This is a genomic window from Stenotrophomonas sp. YJH_SMC_105-26 (assembly GCF_059368915.1).
In genome coordinates this window covers 54961-72244 of record NZ_JCAFSD010000007.1, presented here as the reverse complement: position 1 = coordinate 72244, position 17284 = coordinate 54961, and the positions used below count along the sequence as shown (strand labels likewise).

Annotated in this window: 10 protein-coding genes; 9 read left to right on the top strand and 1 reads right to left on the bottom strand. The window is 68.0% G+C overall.

Annotated elements, in window-relative coordinates:
- The first annotated feature begins 24 nt into the window (after positions 1-24).
- The gene (locus AC5P7F_RS16015; protein WP_046430740.1) at positions 25-1434 is read left to right on the top strand and encodes a sugar porter family MFS transporter; all 1410 of its coding nucleotides are present in this window, start codon (positions 25-27) and stop codon (positions 1432-1434) included.
- Positions 1431-3989: a glycoside hydrolase family 3 protein gene (locus AC5P7F_RS16010; RefSeq protein WP_197641300.1), complete on the top strand. Its 2559-nt coding sequence runs from the start codon at positions 1431-1433 to the stop codon at positions 3987-3989. The genes AC5P7F_RS16015 and AC5P7F_RS16010 overlap by 4 nt, the downstream gene beginning before the upstream one ends.
- A gap of 67 nt (positions 3990-4056) precedes the next feature.
- Here AC5P7F_RS16010 and AC5P7F_RS16005 read toward each other — a convergent pair whose 3' ends face one another.
- Positions 4057-5115 carry a LacI family DNA-binding transcriptional regulator gene (locus AC5P7F_RS16005; RefSeq protein WP_014647205.1) on the bottom strand — a complete coding sequence of 353 codons (1059 nt, stop codon included), beginning with the start codon at positions 5113-5115 and terminating at the stop codon, positions 4057-4059.
- A 92-nt stretch (positions 5116-5207) separates the two neighbouring features.
- Here AC5P7F_RS16005 and AC5P7F_RS16000 point away from each other — a divergent pair, with 92 nt between their 5' ends.
- The 7 genes from AC5P7F_RS16000 to AC5P7F_RS15970 are packed head-to-tail and all read left to right on the top strand — an operon-like array spanning position 5208 to position 17238.
- Positions 5208-7382, top strand: coding sequence for an alpha-glucuronidase family glycosyl hydrolase (locus tag AC5P7F_RS16000; protein ID WP_164076900.1), 2175 nt, complete (start codon positions 5208-5210; stop codon positions 7380-7382).
- Entirely contained in the window at positions 7379-9367 is a 1989-nt protein-coding gene (locus AC5P7F_RS15995) for a sialate O-acetylesterase (protein ID WP_164076899.1), read from the top strand. Before AC5P7F_RS16000 ends, AC5P7F_RS15995 begins: the two co-directional genes overlap by 4 nt.
- 53 nt (positions 9368-9420) lie before the next feature.
- A complete protein-coding gene (locus AC5P7F_RS15990; protein WP_126412252.1) occupies positions 9421-11115 on the top strand; it encodes a family 43 glycosylhydrolase in 1695 nt (564 codons plus the stop codon).
- The gene (locus AC5P7F_RS15985) at positions 11112-13805 is read left to right on the top strand and encodes a glycoside hydrolase family 3 C-terminal domain-containing protein (protein ID WP_164076898.1); all 2694 of its coding nucleotides are present in this window, start codon (positions 11112-11114) and stop codon (positions 13803-13805) included. Before AC5P7F_RS15990 ends, AC5P7F_RS15985 begins: the two co-directional genes overlap by 4 nt.
- Before the next feature lie 59 nt (positions 13806-13864).
- Entirely contained in the window at positions 13865-15349 is a 1485-nt protein-coding gene (locus AC5P7F_RS15980) for an MFS transporter (RefSeq protein ID WP_164076897.1), read from the top strand.
- 16 nt (positions 15350-15365) lie between these two features.
- A complete protein-coding gene (locus AC5P7F_RS15975) occupies positions 15366-16403 on the top strand; it encodes a glycoside hydrolase family 43 protein (RefSeq protein WP_495204174.1) in 1038 nt (345 codons plus the stop codon).
- On the top strand, positions 16393-17238 hold the full coding sequence (locus AC5P7F_RS15970) for an aldose epimerase family protein (RefSeq protein WP_164076896.1): 846 nt from the start codon (positions 16393-16395) through the stop codon (positions 17236-17238). Before AC5P7F_RS15975 ends, AC5P7F_RS15970 begins: the two co-directional genes overlap by 11 nt.
- The last annotated feature ends 46 nt before the right edge of the window (positions 17239-17284 follow it).

Here is a 17284-nt window from a genome sequence, read left to right as displayed (position 1 = left end):
AACGGTGCACTCGAGGGGACGGGAATGAACCAGGCAGCAGGCAGCGGTGAGAACACCCGGCTGATCGTACTGATCAGCGTGGTAGCGACGATTGGCGGTTTTCTGTTCGGCTTCGACAGCGGCGTGATCAACGGCACCCAGGACGGCCTGCACCAGGCGTTCCGGTCCGGTGAATGGATGCAGGGGTTCGAGATCGCGTCGATGCTGCTGGGCTGTGCGGTGGGCGCGTTCAGTGCCGGCCGCCTGGCCGACCGCCTCGGCCGTCGCAACGTGCTGATCCTGTCGGCGGTGATGTTCCTGCTGTCGGCACTCGGTGCCGGGGCGGCGGCCTCGTCGGGCTGGTTCATTGCGGCGCGGGTGGTGGGTGGGTTCGCGGTAGGCGCGGCGAGCGTGATCTCGCCGGCCTACATTGCCGAGGTCGCTCCGGCCCGCTATCGCGGCCGCCTGGCCACGGTGCAGCAGATCGCGATCATCACCGGGCTCACCGCTGCCTTCCTGTCCAACTACCTGCTGGCGGCCGCAGCGGGCGCGTCGACCGAGCCGCTGTGGGCCGGGCAGGCTGCCTGGCGCTGGATGTTCTGGATGCAGGCCGCGCCATCGCTGGTGTTCCTGCTGCTGTTGCTGACCATTCCTGAGAGCCCGCGCTACCTGGTGGTGAAGCGGCGCAAGGACGACGCGCTGCGCGTGCTCACCCGGCTGCTCGGCAACGACAAGGCCCGCGCCACGCTCGAAGAGATCGATGCCTCGCTGTCCAACGACCACCATCGCCCGCGCCTGTCCGATCTGAAGAGCCGGGCGACCGGGCGGATCCGCCCGATTGTGTGGGTCGGCGTCGGACTGGCCTGCTTCCAGCAGCTGGTCGGCATCAACGTGGTGTTCTACTACGGCGCCGTGCTGTGGCAGGCGGTCGGCTTTTCCGAAAACGACGCGCTGCTGATCAACGTGCTGTCCGGCGCGCTGAGCATCGGCGCCTGCGTGGTCACGGTGCTGCTGATCGACCGGATCGGCCGCAAGCCCCTGCTTTGGTTCGGCTCGGCCGGGATGTCGCTGTCGCTTGCACTGGTGGTGGTCGCGTTTGCAAGTGGTTCACTGGCCGACGGGCATCTGCAGCTACCCGGGCGCATGGGCACGCTGGCGCTGGTGGCGGCCAATGCCTATGTCGTGTTCTTCAACCTGTCGTGGGGGCCGGTGATGTGGGTGATGCTGGGCGAGATGTTCCCGAACCAGATCCGCGGTTCGGCACTGGCGGTCGCCGGCGCAGCGCAATGGACCTCCAACTTCGTGGTCACGGTGACGTTCCCGATGCTGCTGGCCGCGGCAGGGCTGGCGGCCACCTACGGCATCTACCTGGTGGCGGCGATCATCTCGGTGATTTTCGTGGTCCGGCATGTGCACGAGACCAAGGGCAAGGAACTGGAGCAGATGGAAGGATGAGCGCCATGACATCGCAGACCTCCTTATCCCGCAGCGGCGTGCTGGTCGCCGTGCTGACGCTGGCGTTGCTGGGCTGCCACGGCCAGGACCGGCCCGCCGCCACTGCGGGAGCCGCCAGCGACCCGTGGCCGCAGGTCACCTGGCCACTGGCCGCGGATCCTGCGCTGGAGAAGCGGATCACGGACCTGATGGCAGGCATGACGGTGGAGGAAAAGGTCGGCCAGCTCGTGCAGGGCGACATTGCCAGCCTCACCCCCGAGGACGTGCGGCGCTACCGCCTTGGTTCGATCCTGGCCGGTGGCAATTCCGACCCCGGTGGCCGCTACGATGCGTCGCCAGCCGAGTGGCTGGCGCTGGCAGACGCCTTCTACGACGCCTCCATGGACACGTCGAAAGGCGGCAAGGCCATTCCGCTGCTGTTCGGCATCGATGCCGTGCATGGGCAGAGCAACATCGTTGGCGCCACGTTGTTCCCGCACAACATCGGGCTGGGCGCCACGCGCAATCCGGAGCTGCTGCGGCAGATCGGTGGCATCACCGCGCTGGAAACCCGCGTCACCGGCATGGAGTGGACGTTCGCACCGACCGTTGCGGTACCCCAGGATGATCGCTGGGGCCGCAGCTACGAGGGCTACTCGGAATCGCCCGAGGTGGTGGCCAGCTATGCCGGCGCCATGGTGGAGGGATTGCAGGGCAGGGTGGGAACACCGGAGTTCCTCGATGGCCGCCATGTGATCGCCTCGGTGAAGCACTTTCTCGGTGATGGCGGCACCACCGACGGCAAGGACCAGGGCGACACCCGCATCAGTGAGCCGGACCTGGTACGCATCCACGCCGCCGGATACCCGCCGGCCATCGCCGCCGGCGCGCAGACCGCGATGGCATCGTTCAACAGCGTCAACGGTGAAAAGATGCACGGGCACCGGCACTACCTCACCGATGTGCTCAAGGGACGCATGAACTTCGGTGGCTTCGTGGTGGGCGACTGGAATGGTCATGGCCAGGTCAAGGGCTGCACCACCACGGACTGCCCGGCCACGATCAACGCGGGCCTGGACATGGCGATGGCCTCGGACAGCTGGAAAGGCTTCTACGAGACGACGCTGGCTGCGGTGAAGGACGGCCGGATAACGCCGCAGCGCCTGGACGATGCGGTGCGCCGGATACTGCGGGTCAAGTTCCGCCTGGGGTTGTTCGAGGCCGGCAGGCCGTCCACGCGGGCCGTTGGCGGCCAGTTCGCACTGATCGGCGCGCCGGCACATCGCGCGGTGGCCCGGCAGGCCGTGCGCGAATCGCTGGTCCTGCTGAAGAACCAGAACGGCGTCCTGCCGCTGTCGCCGAAGCAGCGGATCCTCGTGGCCGGCGACGGCGCCAACGATGTCGGCAAGCAGGCCGGTGGCTGGACGCTCAACTGGCAGGGCACCGGCACCACGCGCAAGGACTTCCGCAATGCGGACTCCATCTACGAGGGCATCGCGCGCCAGGCCAGGGCGGCCGGTGGTGAAGCCGTGCTTGCCGTTGACGGTCGCTATGCAGTGAAACCCGACGTGGCGGTGGTGGTGTTTGGCGAAGACCCCTATGCCGAGTTCCAGGGGGACCGCCCCACCTTGGCCTACAAGCCGGGCAACGAAACGGATCTGGCGCTGCTCAAGCGGCTCAAGGCCGATGGCATACCGGTCGTCGCGGTCTTCCTGAGCGGGCGGCCGCTCTGGGTGAACCGGGAAATCAATGCCGCCGATGCCTTCGTGGCCGCGTGGCTGCCGGGCTCGGAAGGCGCCGGCATTGCCGATGTACTGCTGCGCGGAAGCGATGGCCGGGTGCAGCACGATTTCAAGGGCAAGCTCAGTTTCAGCTGGCCGCGCACCGCCACCCAGTACGCCAACAACGTCGGCCAGAAGGACTACGATCCGTTGTTTGCGTTCGGCTTCGGCCTGACCTACGCCGACAACGGCGACCTGGCCGCGCTGCCGGAGGCATCGGGCGTGACCGGCAACGAGGGCGCGACCGGCGTGTTCTTCGCGCGCGGTGATGCAGGCCCCGGCATGGCGCTGCGCCTTGAGCAGGCCGCAGGCCAGGGCCTGACCGTGACCCGCGTGCCGGACGCATTGCCCGATGATCGGCTGAAGATCACCGGCGTGGATCATCTGGTGCAGGAGGATGGGCGACGCCTGGCCTGGTCGGGCAAGGGCGAGGCCGTTGCTGCACTGCAGTCGCACACGGCGCTGGACCTGCAGCGCGAATCCAACGGTGACCTGATGCTGCTGACCACGCTGCGCGTGGACGCTGCGCCGGAGGGTGAGGCGTGGCTGTCGGTCGGTTGCGGCGTGGGCTGCTCGGCACGCATCGCCATCGGGCCGTCGCTGGCGGCGCTTCCACAAGGCCAGTGGAAGCGCGTTGGCGTGCCGCTGAAGTGCCTGGCCAAGGCGGGTGCAAAGCTGGACGCGATCGACCGACCGTGGTCGGTGGTGACGGCCGATGCGATGACGATCTCCGTGTCACGCGTCGCGCTGGGCGCACTGAACGAAGCCGAGGTCGCCCTTGGATGCGGCGCATGATTGCTGCCGGCCTGACCGGCACCCTGCCGCCTACTGCGCAGGCGCAGGCATGAGGGCGGGGCCTTCGCTACCGGCGCGTAGGCGGTGCGGCTACCGAACCGCGTGCGATCAGCCGATGCGGCATCACATGTTCGCGCAGCACCGTTGCGTCCCCCGCAGGACGGCGGATGGTGCGCAGCAGGATGTCGATGGCCGCGTTGGCCATCGAGGCGATGGGCTGGTGGATCGTGGTCAGTTCCGGCCACACGGTGGTGGCGGCCGAGGTGTCATCGAAACCCACCACCGACAGGTCGCGTGGCACTTCCAGCCCGCGCCGATGCGCCACGGAGATGGCGGCGGCGCCCATGTCGTCGTTGCTGGCGAAAATCGCGGTCGGTGGCCGGCGCTGGGACAGCAGCTTCTCGGCCGCGGCCAGGCCGGACCGGTAGGTGTAGTCACCGTGCTGGACCAGGCCGGGCTCCACCGCCAGCCCGGCCTCGCGCAGGGCGGTGACGAAGCCGTCGTAGCGGAGCGCACTTGCGCTCAGGTCATCGCGCCCACGGATGAAACCGATGCGGGTGTGTCCCTGCCGGAGCAGGTGATCGGTCATTTCCCTGCCCGCACTGAAATCATCGATGCGGACGCAGGACAGGGCCTCGCTCAGGCGACCCGATGCGATGGCCACCACCGGAATGCCAGCCTTGACCAGTTCGCTTACGGCGGCCTGCGATTCGCACAGCGGCGGCGGCAGGATCACCCCGTCGACGCGTCCGGCGAGCGCACGCGCCGCCCTGCGTTCGGATTCGGCATCCAGGTTGTCCCAGTAGTCGATGACCAGCTGGATGGCGGAACTGGAGGCGACGCGCAGCAGGCCCACCAGCAGTTCGCGCAGGTAGGCGCCGCTGGGGTTGGTGTAGATCAGCGCAATGCGCGTGTGCTGTGCAGCGGCCAGCGAACTGGCGGCAAGATTGGGCGTATAGCCCAGCTCACGCACGGCGCGCAGCACGCGCTCGCGGGTGACGTCGCGCACCTTGCCCTGGTTGATTACCCGCGACACGGTCATCGGCGAAACGCCGGCAAGGGCCGCAACCTCGTCGATCGTCACGCCTGCGGTTCTGCGGCGAACCGATTTCTTCGGCTTGTCCAATGCACGATCCCTTTGTTCTTGGTGGCGCTGCCGTGCGGGTGCGAAGGACGATGATGCGCTGCCCCGGGCCCGGACGTAGTCTACAAAGGCGCATGTTAACGCCGTTGTTGCGCGCTGTCGGCACGCACCTGTGGGCCCTCCTCGTGCTGCTGGCCTGTGTTGGCGGGGCACGGGCGGAGGATGGCTATGCGCTGTGGATGCGCTACCAGCCGGTTGCCGCAACGGTCGCTGCCGATTACCGGCGGCAACTGGCCGAAGTGGTGGCCCCGGATCGCACGCCAATGCAGCGCGCCACCCGCGACGAGCTTGCGCGCAGCCTCCCTGGATTGCTGGGAGCGGCGCCGCCAATGCGAACGGCAATCAGTACCGAGCGTGCCCTGGTGCTGGGCACGCCGCAATCTTCGACACTCGTCGCCGCGTACGGCAACGAGATCGCCACGTTGGGCAACGAGGGGTTCCTGATCCGGCGGGTCCGGATCGAGGCGCGCGACGTGCTGCTTGTGGCGGCACGCCAGGATGTCGGCGTGCTGTATGGCATGTTCCATCTGCTGCGGTTGATGCAGCGTGGCACCCCACTGCAGGCGCTGGATGTGCGTGAGTCGCCGCAGGTCGCACTGCGTGTGCTCAACCATTGGGACAACCTGGATCGTTACGTCGAGCGTGGCTATGCAGGCAGCTCGCTGTGGGACTGGCAGACGTTGCCGCAGTGGCGTGAGCCGCGCTACACCGACTACGCCCGTGCCAACGCCTCGCTCGGCATCAACGGCACCGTCCTCAACAACGTCAATGCCAGTGCGCTGAGCCTGTCGCCGGCCTATCTGGCCAAGGCCGCCGCGCTGGCCGACCTGTTCCGGCCCTATGGCATCCGGGTCTACCTGAGCGCGCGCTTCAGTGCGCCGATCGAGCTTGGCGGCCTGGCAACGGCTGATCCGCTGGATCCGGCTGTGCGGCGCTGGTGGCGCGACAAGGTCGATGAGATCCATGCGCGCATTCCGGATTTTGGCGGTTTCCTGGTCAAGGCGAACTCGGAGGGGCAACCCGGCCCGCAGGATTACGGTCGTTCCCATGCCGACGGCGCCAACCTGCTGGCCGAGGCACTGGCGCCCTACAACGGCGTAGTGATGTGGCGCGCCTTCGTGTACTCGCACCAGGTTCCCGAAGATCGCGCCAAGCAGGCGTACAGCGAGTTTGTCGGGCTGGACGGTGCCTTCCGCCCCAACGTGATCGTGCAGGTGAAGAACGGTCCCATCGACTTCCAGCCGCGCGAGCCGTTCCATCCGCTGTTCGGCGCCATGCCACGCACGCCGCTGATGATGGAACTGCAGATCACCAAGGAGTACCTGGGTTTTGCGACGCACCTGGTGTACCTGGGAACGCTTTACGAAGAAGTGCTGCAGGCCGACACCCATGCACGTGGCGAGGGCTCCACGGTCGCCCGCGTGGTCGACGGCTCGTTGGAAGGTCATGCACTGACCGGCATCGCCGGCGTTGCGAACATTGGCGTAGACCGCACCTGGAGCGGCTCGCATTTCGACCAGGCCAACTGGTACGCGTTCGGGCGACTGGCATGGAATCCGCAGCAGTCCGCGCGCGGCATTGCCGAGGACTGGGCCGCGCTGACCTTCTCGCCCGACCCGCAGGTGACCGGCCCGATCGTGCGGATGATGATGGACTCGCGCGAGGCGGCAGTGGACTACATGACGCCGCTTGGGTTGCATCACCTCATGGCACGCGGCCATCACTACGGTCCCGGCCCCTGGGTGGACGGCGGCCCGCGTGCGGACTGGACGTCGGTCTACTACCACCGTGCAGACCGCAACGGCATCGGTTTTGACCGCAGCGCAAGCGGAAGCAACGCCGTGGGGCAGTACTTCCCGCCGGTTGCCGGGGTTTATGGCGATCCGGCGCGGGTGCCCGAGTCGCTGCTGCTGTGGTTCCATCACGTGCCGTGGGACCGCCGCATGCGCTCGGGCAGGACGCTGTGGGACGAACTGGTCGGGCGCTATTCGCGGGGTGTGCGCCAGGTGCAGTCGATGCAGGCGACCTGGGCGGGCCTGCGCGATCGGATCGATCCGCAGCGGCACCAGCAGGTGGCGGCGTTCCTGCAGATCCAGCGCGAGGAAGCGCAGTGGTGGCGCGATGCCAGTGTGGCGTACTTCCAGTCAGTCAGCGGCCGACCGCTGCCGGCGGGAGAACGGCCACCGCCACAGCCGTTGTCGTACTACCAGGCGTTGCAGTTTCCTTTCGCACCCGGAGATGGGCGATGAACCGGTTCGGATGGTCCGCGCGCGCGGCGGCGTTGATGGTGCTGGCGTGGCTTGCCGCACCGGTGGCGGCCGGCGAAACGACGGGTTTGCTGCACCCGCTGTTCCAGGACCATGCGGTCCTGCAGCGCGACCGGCCGATCACCGTCTGGGGCCAGGCAAGCCCTGGGCAGGCGGTATCGGCCACCTTCGCGGGCCAGGCGGTGGCCACACAGGCCGATAGGGCAGGCCGCTGGCAGGCCATGTTCCCCGCCATCGCCGCAGGCGGCCCGTACACCCTCGAGGCAACCGCCGGGACCCGGCGTGAGACGGCGCGGGATCTTCTGGTCGGCGACGTCTGGTTGTGCGCGGGGCAGTCGAACATGGAGCTGCCGGTCTGGCGCTCGCTCAACGCAGCCAGCGAGATCGCCTCGGCCACGCTGCCACGGATCCGGCTGTTCAGCGTGCCGAAGGACGCGGCCGTGCAGGCGCAGGAGAGCTTCAAGGGTGACCCTGGATGGACGCGGGCAACGCCCGATTCGGTGCGCGGTTTCTCTGCAGCCTGCTTCTATTTCGCCCGCGAACTGCAGCGCACGGTTGCCGTACCGATGGGGCTGATCCAGGCAGCGTGGGGCGGCTCGCGGATCGAGGCCTGGACCAGTACCGATGCCCTGCGCGGGCAAGGTGGCATGGACGAGGCCCTCGATATTCTCGCGCGCTCTGCCCGTGATCCGCTGGAGGCACGCGCAGCCTGGGGCCGCCACTGGCAGCACTGGTGGGAGACGCGCGAAGGGGCGCTGCCGGGCGACGCACCTTGGCGCGCGGATACCGATGACCGCGCATGGTCGCACGCACCGGCCACACTGGGCGCATGGGAGCGGTGGAACGAGCCCGCGCTTGCCGATTACAACGGCATGGTCTGGTATCGCACGCAGGTGGTGCTGAGCGCTGAACAGGCTGCACGCGGCGCGACCCTGGAGCTGGCATCGGCCGACGAGGTGGACGTGACCTGGGTGAACGGGGTCGCCGTCGGCAGCCAGTACGGCGCCGGCCAGCGGCGCTATCCGTTGCCGAGTGGCCTGTTGAAGGCGGGATCCAACAGCATTGCGGTCAACGTGCTGGACACCTACGGCGAAGGCGGCCTGGCCGGCCCCTCAACGGCATACGGCCTGCAGTTCGACAACGGCGAGCGCGTGGCACTGCAGGGCCTCTGGAAATACCGGGTGGCGGCGGGCCAGCAGGCGCCGCCTTTCGCGCCATGGCAGGCCGCCACCGGGCTGTCGACGCTGTACAACGGGATGATCGCACCGCTCGGGGGCTTCGGGCTGCGCGGCATGCTCTGGTATCAAGGTGAATCGAACACCAGCGATGGTGCGGCGTATGCGATGCGGTTGCGTGCGCTGCGCGAGGACTGGCGGCGGCAGTTCGGTGCGCGCACGCCACTGCTGCTGGTGCAGCTGGCCGGCTACGGCCAGCCGCCGGTTGTGCCCGCCGCCAGCGGTTGGGCGCAGGTGCGTGAGGCGCAGCGGCGCGTCGCCGCCGAGGATGCGCGGAGCGGGCTCGCCATTGCCATCGACATCGGCGACGCCTACGACATCCATCCGCCGAACAAGCAGGAGCTCGGGCGCCGCCTGGCGCGCGTGGCGCGCCACGTGGTGTACGGCAAGCAGGACGTGGCGCCGTCGGGTCCGCGAGCGGTAACGGCCGTGCGGACGCCCGCTGGCGTGGCCATTGCGTTCGAGGATGTCGAAGGCGTGCTCACCGCGACCGGCGCGCTGCGTCCGATTGGTTTTGAACTGTGCGGGACCAGGGGTGATACCCGCCACTGCGACTACGGCGACGCCGAACTGGATGGGCGCCGGATCCTGCTGCGCGGCCCGCTGTCGACGCACGCAACGCATGTCCGCTATTGCTGGGCCGATGGCCCGGTGTGCACGCTACGCGACCGCAGCGGGGCACCGGCAGGCCCGTTCGAACTTCCCATTGCCGAAGCCGAGACGCGACGATGATGACGTTGTCCAAGCAGTCCCCTCCGGTCCGCGACAGGGCCGGCCTGAGGTCGATGGCGCGCCACCTGCTGGCGGCGGCACTCCTGCTGTCGGCCGCAACCAGCCCGGCCAGCGCGCCGCCGGACGCACCGCCGGTGTACTTCGACTGGTTCGAATACCGCGGCAACGACGCGGCCTTCGACACGCCGCTGCCGGCCGGCCACTACCGCAATCCGGTGCTGGCCGGCTTCCATGCCGATCCCAGCATCGTGAGCGCGAACGGCCGGTTCTACCTGGTCAATTCCAGCTTCACCTATTTCCCGGGCATTCCGGTGTTCGAGAGTGCCGACCTGGTTCACTGGAAGCAGATCGGCAACGTGATCGACCGCGCCACGCAGCTGGATTTCGACGGACTGAGCGTCTCGCGCGGCATCTTCGCGCCCACCATCGAATACCACGATGGGGTCTTCTACGTGGTGACCACGGCCACCGACAGTGGCGGCAACTTCATTGCCACCGCGCGCGACCCGGCCGGTCCGTGGTCCGATCCGCACTGGCTGCCCGGCATCGATGGCATCGATCCATCACTGTTCTTCGATGACGACGGCAAGGTGTACCTGGTCAACAACGATGCACCGCCCGGCCCGCCGCGCTACGACGGGCACCGCGCCATCTGGATGCAGCAGATCGATCTGGCTGCCTTCAAGCCGGTCGGGCCGCGCCGGGTGCTGGTCGACGCGGGCGTGGAGCCGGCGAAGAACCCGATCTGGATCGAAGGACCCCACATCTACAAGCGCCAGGGCTGGTATTACCTGTCCGATGCCGAAGGCGGCACCGGGCCGCAGCACTCCCAGGTGGTGCTGCGCAGCCGCACCGTGTGGGGCCCGTATGACCCCTACGCGGGCAATCCGATCCTGACCCAGCGCGAGCTGCCCGACGACCGACCGCTACCGATCACCAATGCCGGCCATGCCGACCTGGTCGAAGGCCCGGACGGTTCGTGGTGGGCGGTGTTCCTGGCCAGCCGCAACTATCAGACGCGGCACTACAACACCGGGCGCGAGACCTATCTGCTGCCGGTGCGCTGGCAGGACGGCTGGCCACGGATCCTGCCGGCCGACCAGCCCATCCCCTACGTGGTCAAGGCGCCGTCGTGGATGCAGGGCGAGGCATCCCAGGCCCCCTCGACCGGCAACTTCGTCGAGCGCGACAACTTCGATGGACCGAGGCTCGATCGCCAGTGGCTGCGCGTGCGGGTGCCCAAGCACGCCTGGGCCGACCTGGCCACGCGCCCGGGAATGCTGGCCGTGCACCCGCTTGCCGAGGATCTGGACACGCTGCGCAATCCCGCGTTCCTTGGCCGACGCCAGCAGCACCTGCGCTTCGAGGCGAGCGCCGCGATGAGCCGGCCGGGGCCTGGCGTGGCGGCCGGCCTGGCGGCGTTCCAGAGCGAGGCGTACTGGTACTTCCTTGGCGTTCGCAGCCTTCCGGACGAGCGACTTTCGCTCTTCCTGGAAGTTCGTGATGGCGGTGGCAGTACGCGCATCGTGGCGACCCGCGAGGTGCGGGCACCGGACGCGTTGCGCCTGAAGATCGACGGCAACGAGGGCGACTACGCGTTCTCGTTCGATACCGGCGACGGGCAGGGCTGGCAACTGCTTGCAGGCAAGGTGGATGGCACCGTTCTGAGCACGGACCGGGCGGGCGGCTTCGTAGGCGCACTGCTGGGTCCCTTCGCGCGCGATGAGCGCACCGGGAGAAGCAAATGAGGCTGTCGCTGTCGTCCAACGCCCGTCGCCGCACGTTGCGCCGCGGGCTCACTGTGTTCGTTCTGACCTGCATCGCGGCGGCCGCATCCGCAGCCGCGCCGCGGCCCTGGCTGGACGTTTCGGCCAGCTTCGAGCAACGGGCTGCCTCACTCGTCGCGCAGATGACGCTGGAAGAGAAAGCCGCGCAGATGCAGAACGCCGCGCCGGCAATCGAGCGCCTGGGTGTGCCCGCCTACGACTGGTGGAATGAGGGACTGCATGGCGTGGCACGGGCAGGGCAGGCCACGGTCTTTCCGCAGGCGATCGGCCTGGCCGCGACCTTCGATGTGCCGTTGATGGGGCAGGTGGCCACGACGATCAGCGATGAGGCCCGCGCAAAGCACCACCAGTTCCTCCGCGAAGGCGCGCACGGCCGTTACCAGGGGCTGACCTTCTGGTCGCCGAACGTCAACGTCTTCCGCGATCCGCGCTGGGGCCGCGGACAGGAAACCTATGGCGAGGACCCGTACCTCACCGCGCGCATGGGCGTGGCCTTCGTACGTGGCCTGCAGGGCGACGACCCCGTCTACCGCAAGCTGGACGCCACCGCCAAGCATCTGGCCGTGCACAGCGGGCCGGAGGCCGACCGCCATCACTTCGATGCACGGCCCAGCCGGCGCGACCTGTATGACACCTACCTGCCGGCGTTCGAGGCGCTGGTCAAGGAGGGCGACGTCGATGCTGTGATGGGCGCCTACAACCGCGTGTACGGCGAGTCCGCCAGTGCCAGCCGTTTCCTGCTGCGCGATGTGCTGCGACGCGACTGGGGCTTCAAGGGCTACGTGGTCTCGGACTGCTGGGCCATCGTCGACATCTGGAAGCACCACCATATCGTGACCACGCGCGAAGCCGCTGCGGCGCTGGCGGTCAGGAATGGCACCGAGCTGGAATGCGGCCAGGAGTACGCCACGCTTCCGTCGGCCGTGCGTCAGGGTCTGATCAGCGAAGCGGAGATCGACGATGCGGTGACCCGTCTGTTCACCGCACGGATGCGCCTGGGCATGTTCGACCCGCCGGAGCGGGTGCGCTGGGCGCGCATTCCGGCCTCGGTGAACCAGGCCCCGGCCCATGATGCGCTGGCGCTCAAGGCCGCGCAGGCGTCGCTGGTGCTGCTGAAGAACGACGGCATCCTGCCGCTGTCACGCGACATCAAGCGCATTGCCGTGGTCGGACCCACTGCCGACGACACCATGGCGCTGCTCGGCAACTACTTCGGCACACCGGCCGCGCCGGTCACGATCCTGCAGGGCATACGCGAGGCGGCCAAGGGCGTCGAGGTTCGCTATGCCCGCGGCGTGGACCTGGTGGAGGGCCGCGACGATCCCGGTGCCACGCCGTTGATCGAGCCGACCTTCCTGCGGCCTTCCGCGGACTCGCCCGAGCGTGGCCTGCGTGGCGAGTACTTCCGCACGCCCGACCTGTCCGGTACGCCGGCCCTGGTGCGTACCGACGCGCAGATCGGCTTCCGCTGGGACCGCGGCTCGCCGACCGACAACCTGCTGGCACGCGGCGAAGCGGCACCGGGGCAGGGGATCCCGAACGACCGCTTCAGCATCCGCTGGAGCGGCCAACTGCTGCCACCCGTGTCCGGCCGCTACCGGCTGGAGGTGGCCGGCGATGATGGCTACCGCCTGTACCTGGACGGGAAGCGCGTGATCGATCACTGGGTGAACACAGATCGCCTGCATGCCGAGGGCATCGAACTGGAGCTGCAGGCCGGGCGTGCCTACGCGCTGACGCTGGAGTACTACGACGACGAGCGCGATGCCGGCGTGCGCCTGGGCTGGCGCATGCCCGGCGCCAAGGCGCCGTTCGATGAAGCGCTCGATGCCGCACGCGAAGCCGATGTGGTGGTGTTCGTCGGTGGCCTTACCGGCGATGTCGAAGGCGAGGAAATGACGGTCAACTATCCAGGCTTTGCCGGTGGCGACCGTACCGACCTGCGGTTGCCCGCGCCGCAGCGCACCCTGCTGGAGGCCCTGCACGCTACCGGCAAGCCGGTGGTGATGGTGCTCACCGGCGGCTCGGCCATTGCCGTGGACTGGGCGCAGTCGCATCTGCCGGCGATCCTGATGAGCTGGTACCCCGGGCAGCGCGGCGGCACCGCCGTCGGCCAGGCGCTGTTCGGCGACGTCAATCCCGCCGGCCGGTTGCCAGTGACGTTCTACAAGGCCAGCGAAGCGTTGCCGGCATTCGACGACTACGCCATGGAGGGCCGCACCTATCGCTACTTCCGCGGCACGCCACTTTATCCGTTCGGTCACGGCCTGTCGTATACGCGGTTCGACTATGGAACGCTCCGCCTCGATGCAGCCAGGCTCCGGGCCGATGGCCGCCTGGGCGTTGCGGTCGATGTGACCAACGCAGGCACGCGCAGCGGTGACGAAGTGGTGCAGCTGTACGTGCGGCGCGAGCACGCTGGCAGCGGCGATGCCGTGCAGGAGCTGCGTGGCTTCCAGCGGATCCATCTGGCCCCGGGCGAACACCGCACGGTGACGTTCACCCTGGAGGCAGCGCAGGCCCTGCGCCACTATGACGAAGCGCGCGCCGCGTATGAGGTGCGGCCCGGTGCCTACGAGGTCAGGGTGGGGGCGTCCAGTGCCGATGCACGCGCGCAGGGCAGGTTCACGGTGGTGTCCGCGCATGACTGATCGCTCTCGCCGGCATCGATTTCCCTCCGCCCAGATCCCTTTTCCAGGACGTCCGCTGCATGGCAAGCACTGAACACGCGCTATCGGTACGCGAGAAGCTCGGCTACAGCCTGGGCGATCTCGCCGCCAACCTGATCTTCCAGACCCTGATCACCTACCTGGCCTTCTTCTACACCGACGTCTACCGCCTGCCGGCCGCGACCGCGGCCACGATCATCTTCGTGGTGGGCCTGCTGGGTGCGTTCGTGTTCACGCCGTTGATCGGCATCGCGGCTGACCGGACGACCACCCGTTGGGGCCGCTTCCGGCCGTGGATCCTGTGGACGGCCATTCCTTTTGGCGTACTGTCCCTGCTGGCGTTCAGCACGCCGGACCTGGGCGAGCGCGGAAAGGTGATCTATGCACTGGCCACCTACGCGCTGCTGGCGTGCGTGTACGCAGCGAACAACCTGCCGTACTCGGCGCTGAGCGGCGTGCTGACCGGCAGCATGGCCCAGCGCAACAGCCTTTCGGCCTACCGCTTCGTGGCCGTGATGATCGCGCAGTTCATCATCCAGGTGCTGCTGATGCCGCTGGTGCTGATCCTGGGTGACGGCGACCGGGTGCGCGGCTTCGAGCAGGTCATGACCGCATTCGCCATCATCGGCACGGCGTTCTTCCTGATCACGTTCGCCACCACCCGCGAACGCATCGTGCCGACGCGTGAACAGACCGGCGGCATAGTGCAGGACCTGTCGGACCTGCTGCACAACCGCCCGTGGCAGGTGATGCTGGCCCTGACCGTGCTGGTGTTCATCAACCTGGCATTGAAAGGCGGTACCTACATCTACTACTTCCAGTACTACATGAGTGAAGCGGCGCTGGCCGGCTTCCTTGAAAACTCGGGGTTCAACGGCCTGGTCAGCGCGTTGAATGCTGCGCTGGCCAGCGCCGGCTTCGCGGCGTTCACCTGGCCGAAGGACGCGGCCACCTCGGCGTTCAGCCTGTTCAACGCGTGCGGCATCCTCTGCATGATCCTGGGTATCGGCGCATCGCGACGGTTGGCGGACCGCTTCGGCAAGCGCGACGTCTTCGGTGGCGCCCTGTTTGTCTCGACCCTGTTCCTGCTTGCCTTCTACCTGTTTCCACCCACGGCGGTGGCGGTGGCGTTCGGCGCCTTCATGCTGCATGGCTTCTGCTACGGCATCACCATCCCGTTGCTGTGGGCGATGATCGCCGACGTCGCGGACTACTCGGAGTGGAAGAACCATCGGCGGGCAACCGCGATCATCTTCTCGGCGATGCTGTGCGGGCTGAAGATCGGCCTCAGCGTGGGCGGCGCGCTGGTCGCCGCGATCCTCGCCCACTACGGCTACCAGGCCGGCCTGGCGCAGCAGCCTGAGGCCGTGGTGCAGGGCATCCGCCTGACCGTAAGCGTCTACTGCTCCCTTCCTTTCCTGCTCGCCGTGGCGCTGCTGGTCTTCTACAGGATCGACAAGCGCACCGAAACCCGCATCGAGCAGGACCTCCACCTGCGTCGCCGTTCCGCCGACGCCTCCGTGTAACTCCAAGATGACGACCATGATCGACCTCTCTGCCGGCGAAGACGGCCAGGCCAGCGAAGCCCGTCTTGCGCAGCTCACCGCGCACGCCATTTCGCAACCGCTGGTGACCCACATCTATACCGCCGACCCTTCGGCGCATGTGTTCGAGGGGCGCCTGTACATCTATCCGTCGCACGACATCGACGGCGGCCAGCCATTCGACGACGAAGGTGGCCACTTCGGCATGCAGGATTATCATGTGCTGAAGATGGATACGCCCGACGGCACGGCCGTCGATTGCGGCATGGCGTTGCATGTGCGCGACGTTCCCTGGGCCCGGAAACAGATGTGGGCCCCCGATGCCGCCTGCCGTGATGGCCGCTACTACCTCTACTTCCCGGCCAAGGATGCCGAGGGCCGGTTCCGCATCGGCGTGGCGATCGGTGCGCGGCCGGAGGGCCCGTTCGTGCCCCAGCCGGAGCCGATCAAGGGTGCGTACTCGATCGACCCGGCCGTGTTCGAAGACGAGGATGGCAGCCACTACCTGTACTTCGGCGGCATATGGGGCGGGCAGCTGCAGAAATATCGTGACAACCAGTACAGCGAGGCCCACGAGGAGCCCGAGGGCAGCGCACCGGCGCTGGGCCCGCGCGTGGGCCGCCTGGATGCCGGCATGACCGAGCTGGCCGAACCCACCCGCGAAGTGCAGATCCTGGATGAGCATGGCCAGCCGCTGCGCGCGGACGACCATGCGCGCCGCTTCTTCGAAGGTCCGTGGCTGCACAGGTACCAGGGTCGCTACTACCTGTCGTACTCCACTGGCAACACCCACCAGCTGTGCTACGCCGTCGGCGACAGCCCGTATGGACCGTTCACCTACGCTGGCGTGATCCTCACCCCCGTGGTCGGTTGGACCACCCACCACTCCATCTGCCAGTTCGAAGGACAGTGGTACCTGTTCTATCACGATGCACTGATGTCCGGCGGCATCACCCACCTGCGCTCGGCCAAGTGCACGCCGCTGCACATGGAGCCGGACGGAAGCATCCGCACGATCAACCCGTATGGGGCCTGAGCGGATGCTGCCGGTGGATGATGCGCTGGCTCCGCTGCCAGCCGGCGAGCTGCACTGGCTGAGGTGCGGCGAACTGGAGGTTGCGTTCGCCGCAGGGGCGGGCGGGCGCGTGGCGCACCTGCGCTACCAGGGCGTGGAATGGCTGGTGGATGCGCAGCAGGCAGGCCCGGCGGCGATCGCGTGGGGCTGCTACCCGATGGTGCCGTGGGCCGGGCGCATCCGCCGTGGACAGTTCCATTTTGACGGCAGGCCGCATCGGCTGCCGCTCAACTTCGACGGGCACGCCATCCATGGGGTGGGTTTCTCGCGACCCTGGCGGATCGACCGCTTGGACGCGGCGGCAGCCCGGTTGTCGCTGGAGCTGCCGAGCGACGGCTACTGGCCTTTCGGTGGCGCTGCCGTGCTGGACCTGCAGTTGCAGGCTCACAGCCTGCAGATGAACCTCGCGGTCCAGGCCGGCGGCCAGGCGATGCCGGCGGTGCTGGGCTGGCACCCCTGGTTCCGGAAGCCGGAACGACTGCTTTTTAGTCCTCGCTCGATGTATCCGCGGGACAGGGAAGGTATTGCCACGCTGCCCCGCGTGGAGCCCACCACCGGCCCCTGGGATGACTGCTTCATCGCCGACGGTGACGTCACGCTGATACGCGAAGGCCAGCACCTGCGGCTGAGGTCGGACCACGACCACTGGGTGGTCTACGATGGTACGCCGCACGCCACCTGTGTCGAGCCGCAGAGCGGCCCGCCAGATGGCTACACCCTGGCACCGCACCGGCTGGAGCCCGGCCAGCGCCTCGCGTTGACATTCGAACTGGCGTGGGCGGCGGACAGCACCTGAAACCCCGGCCAGGGCCGACGATCACCCGGGTGCCGGGCGGTCGGTA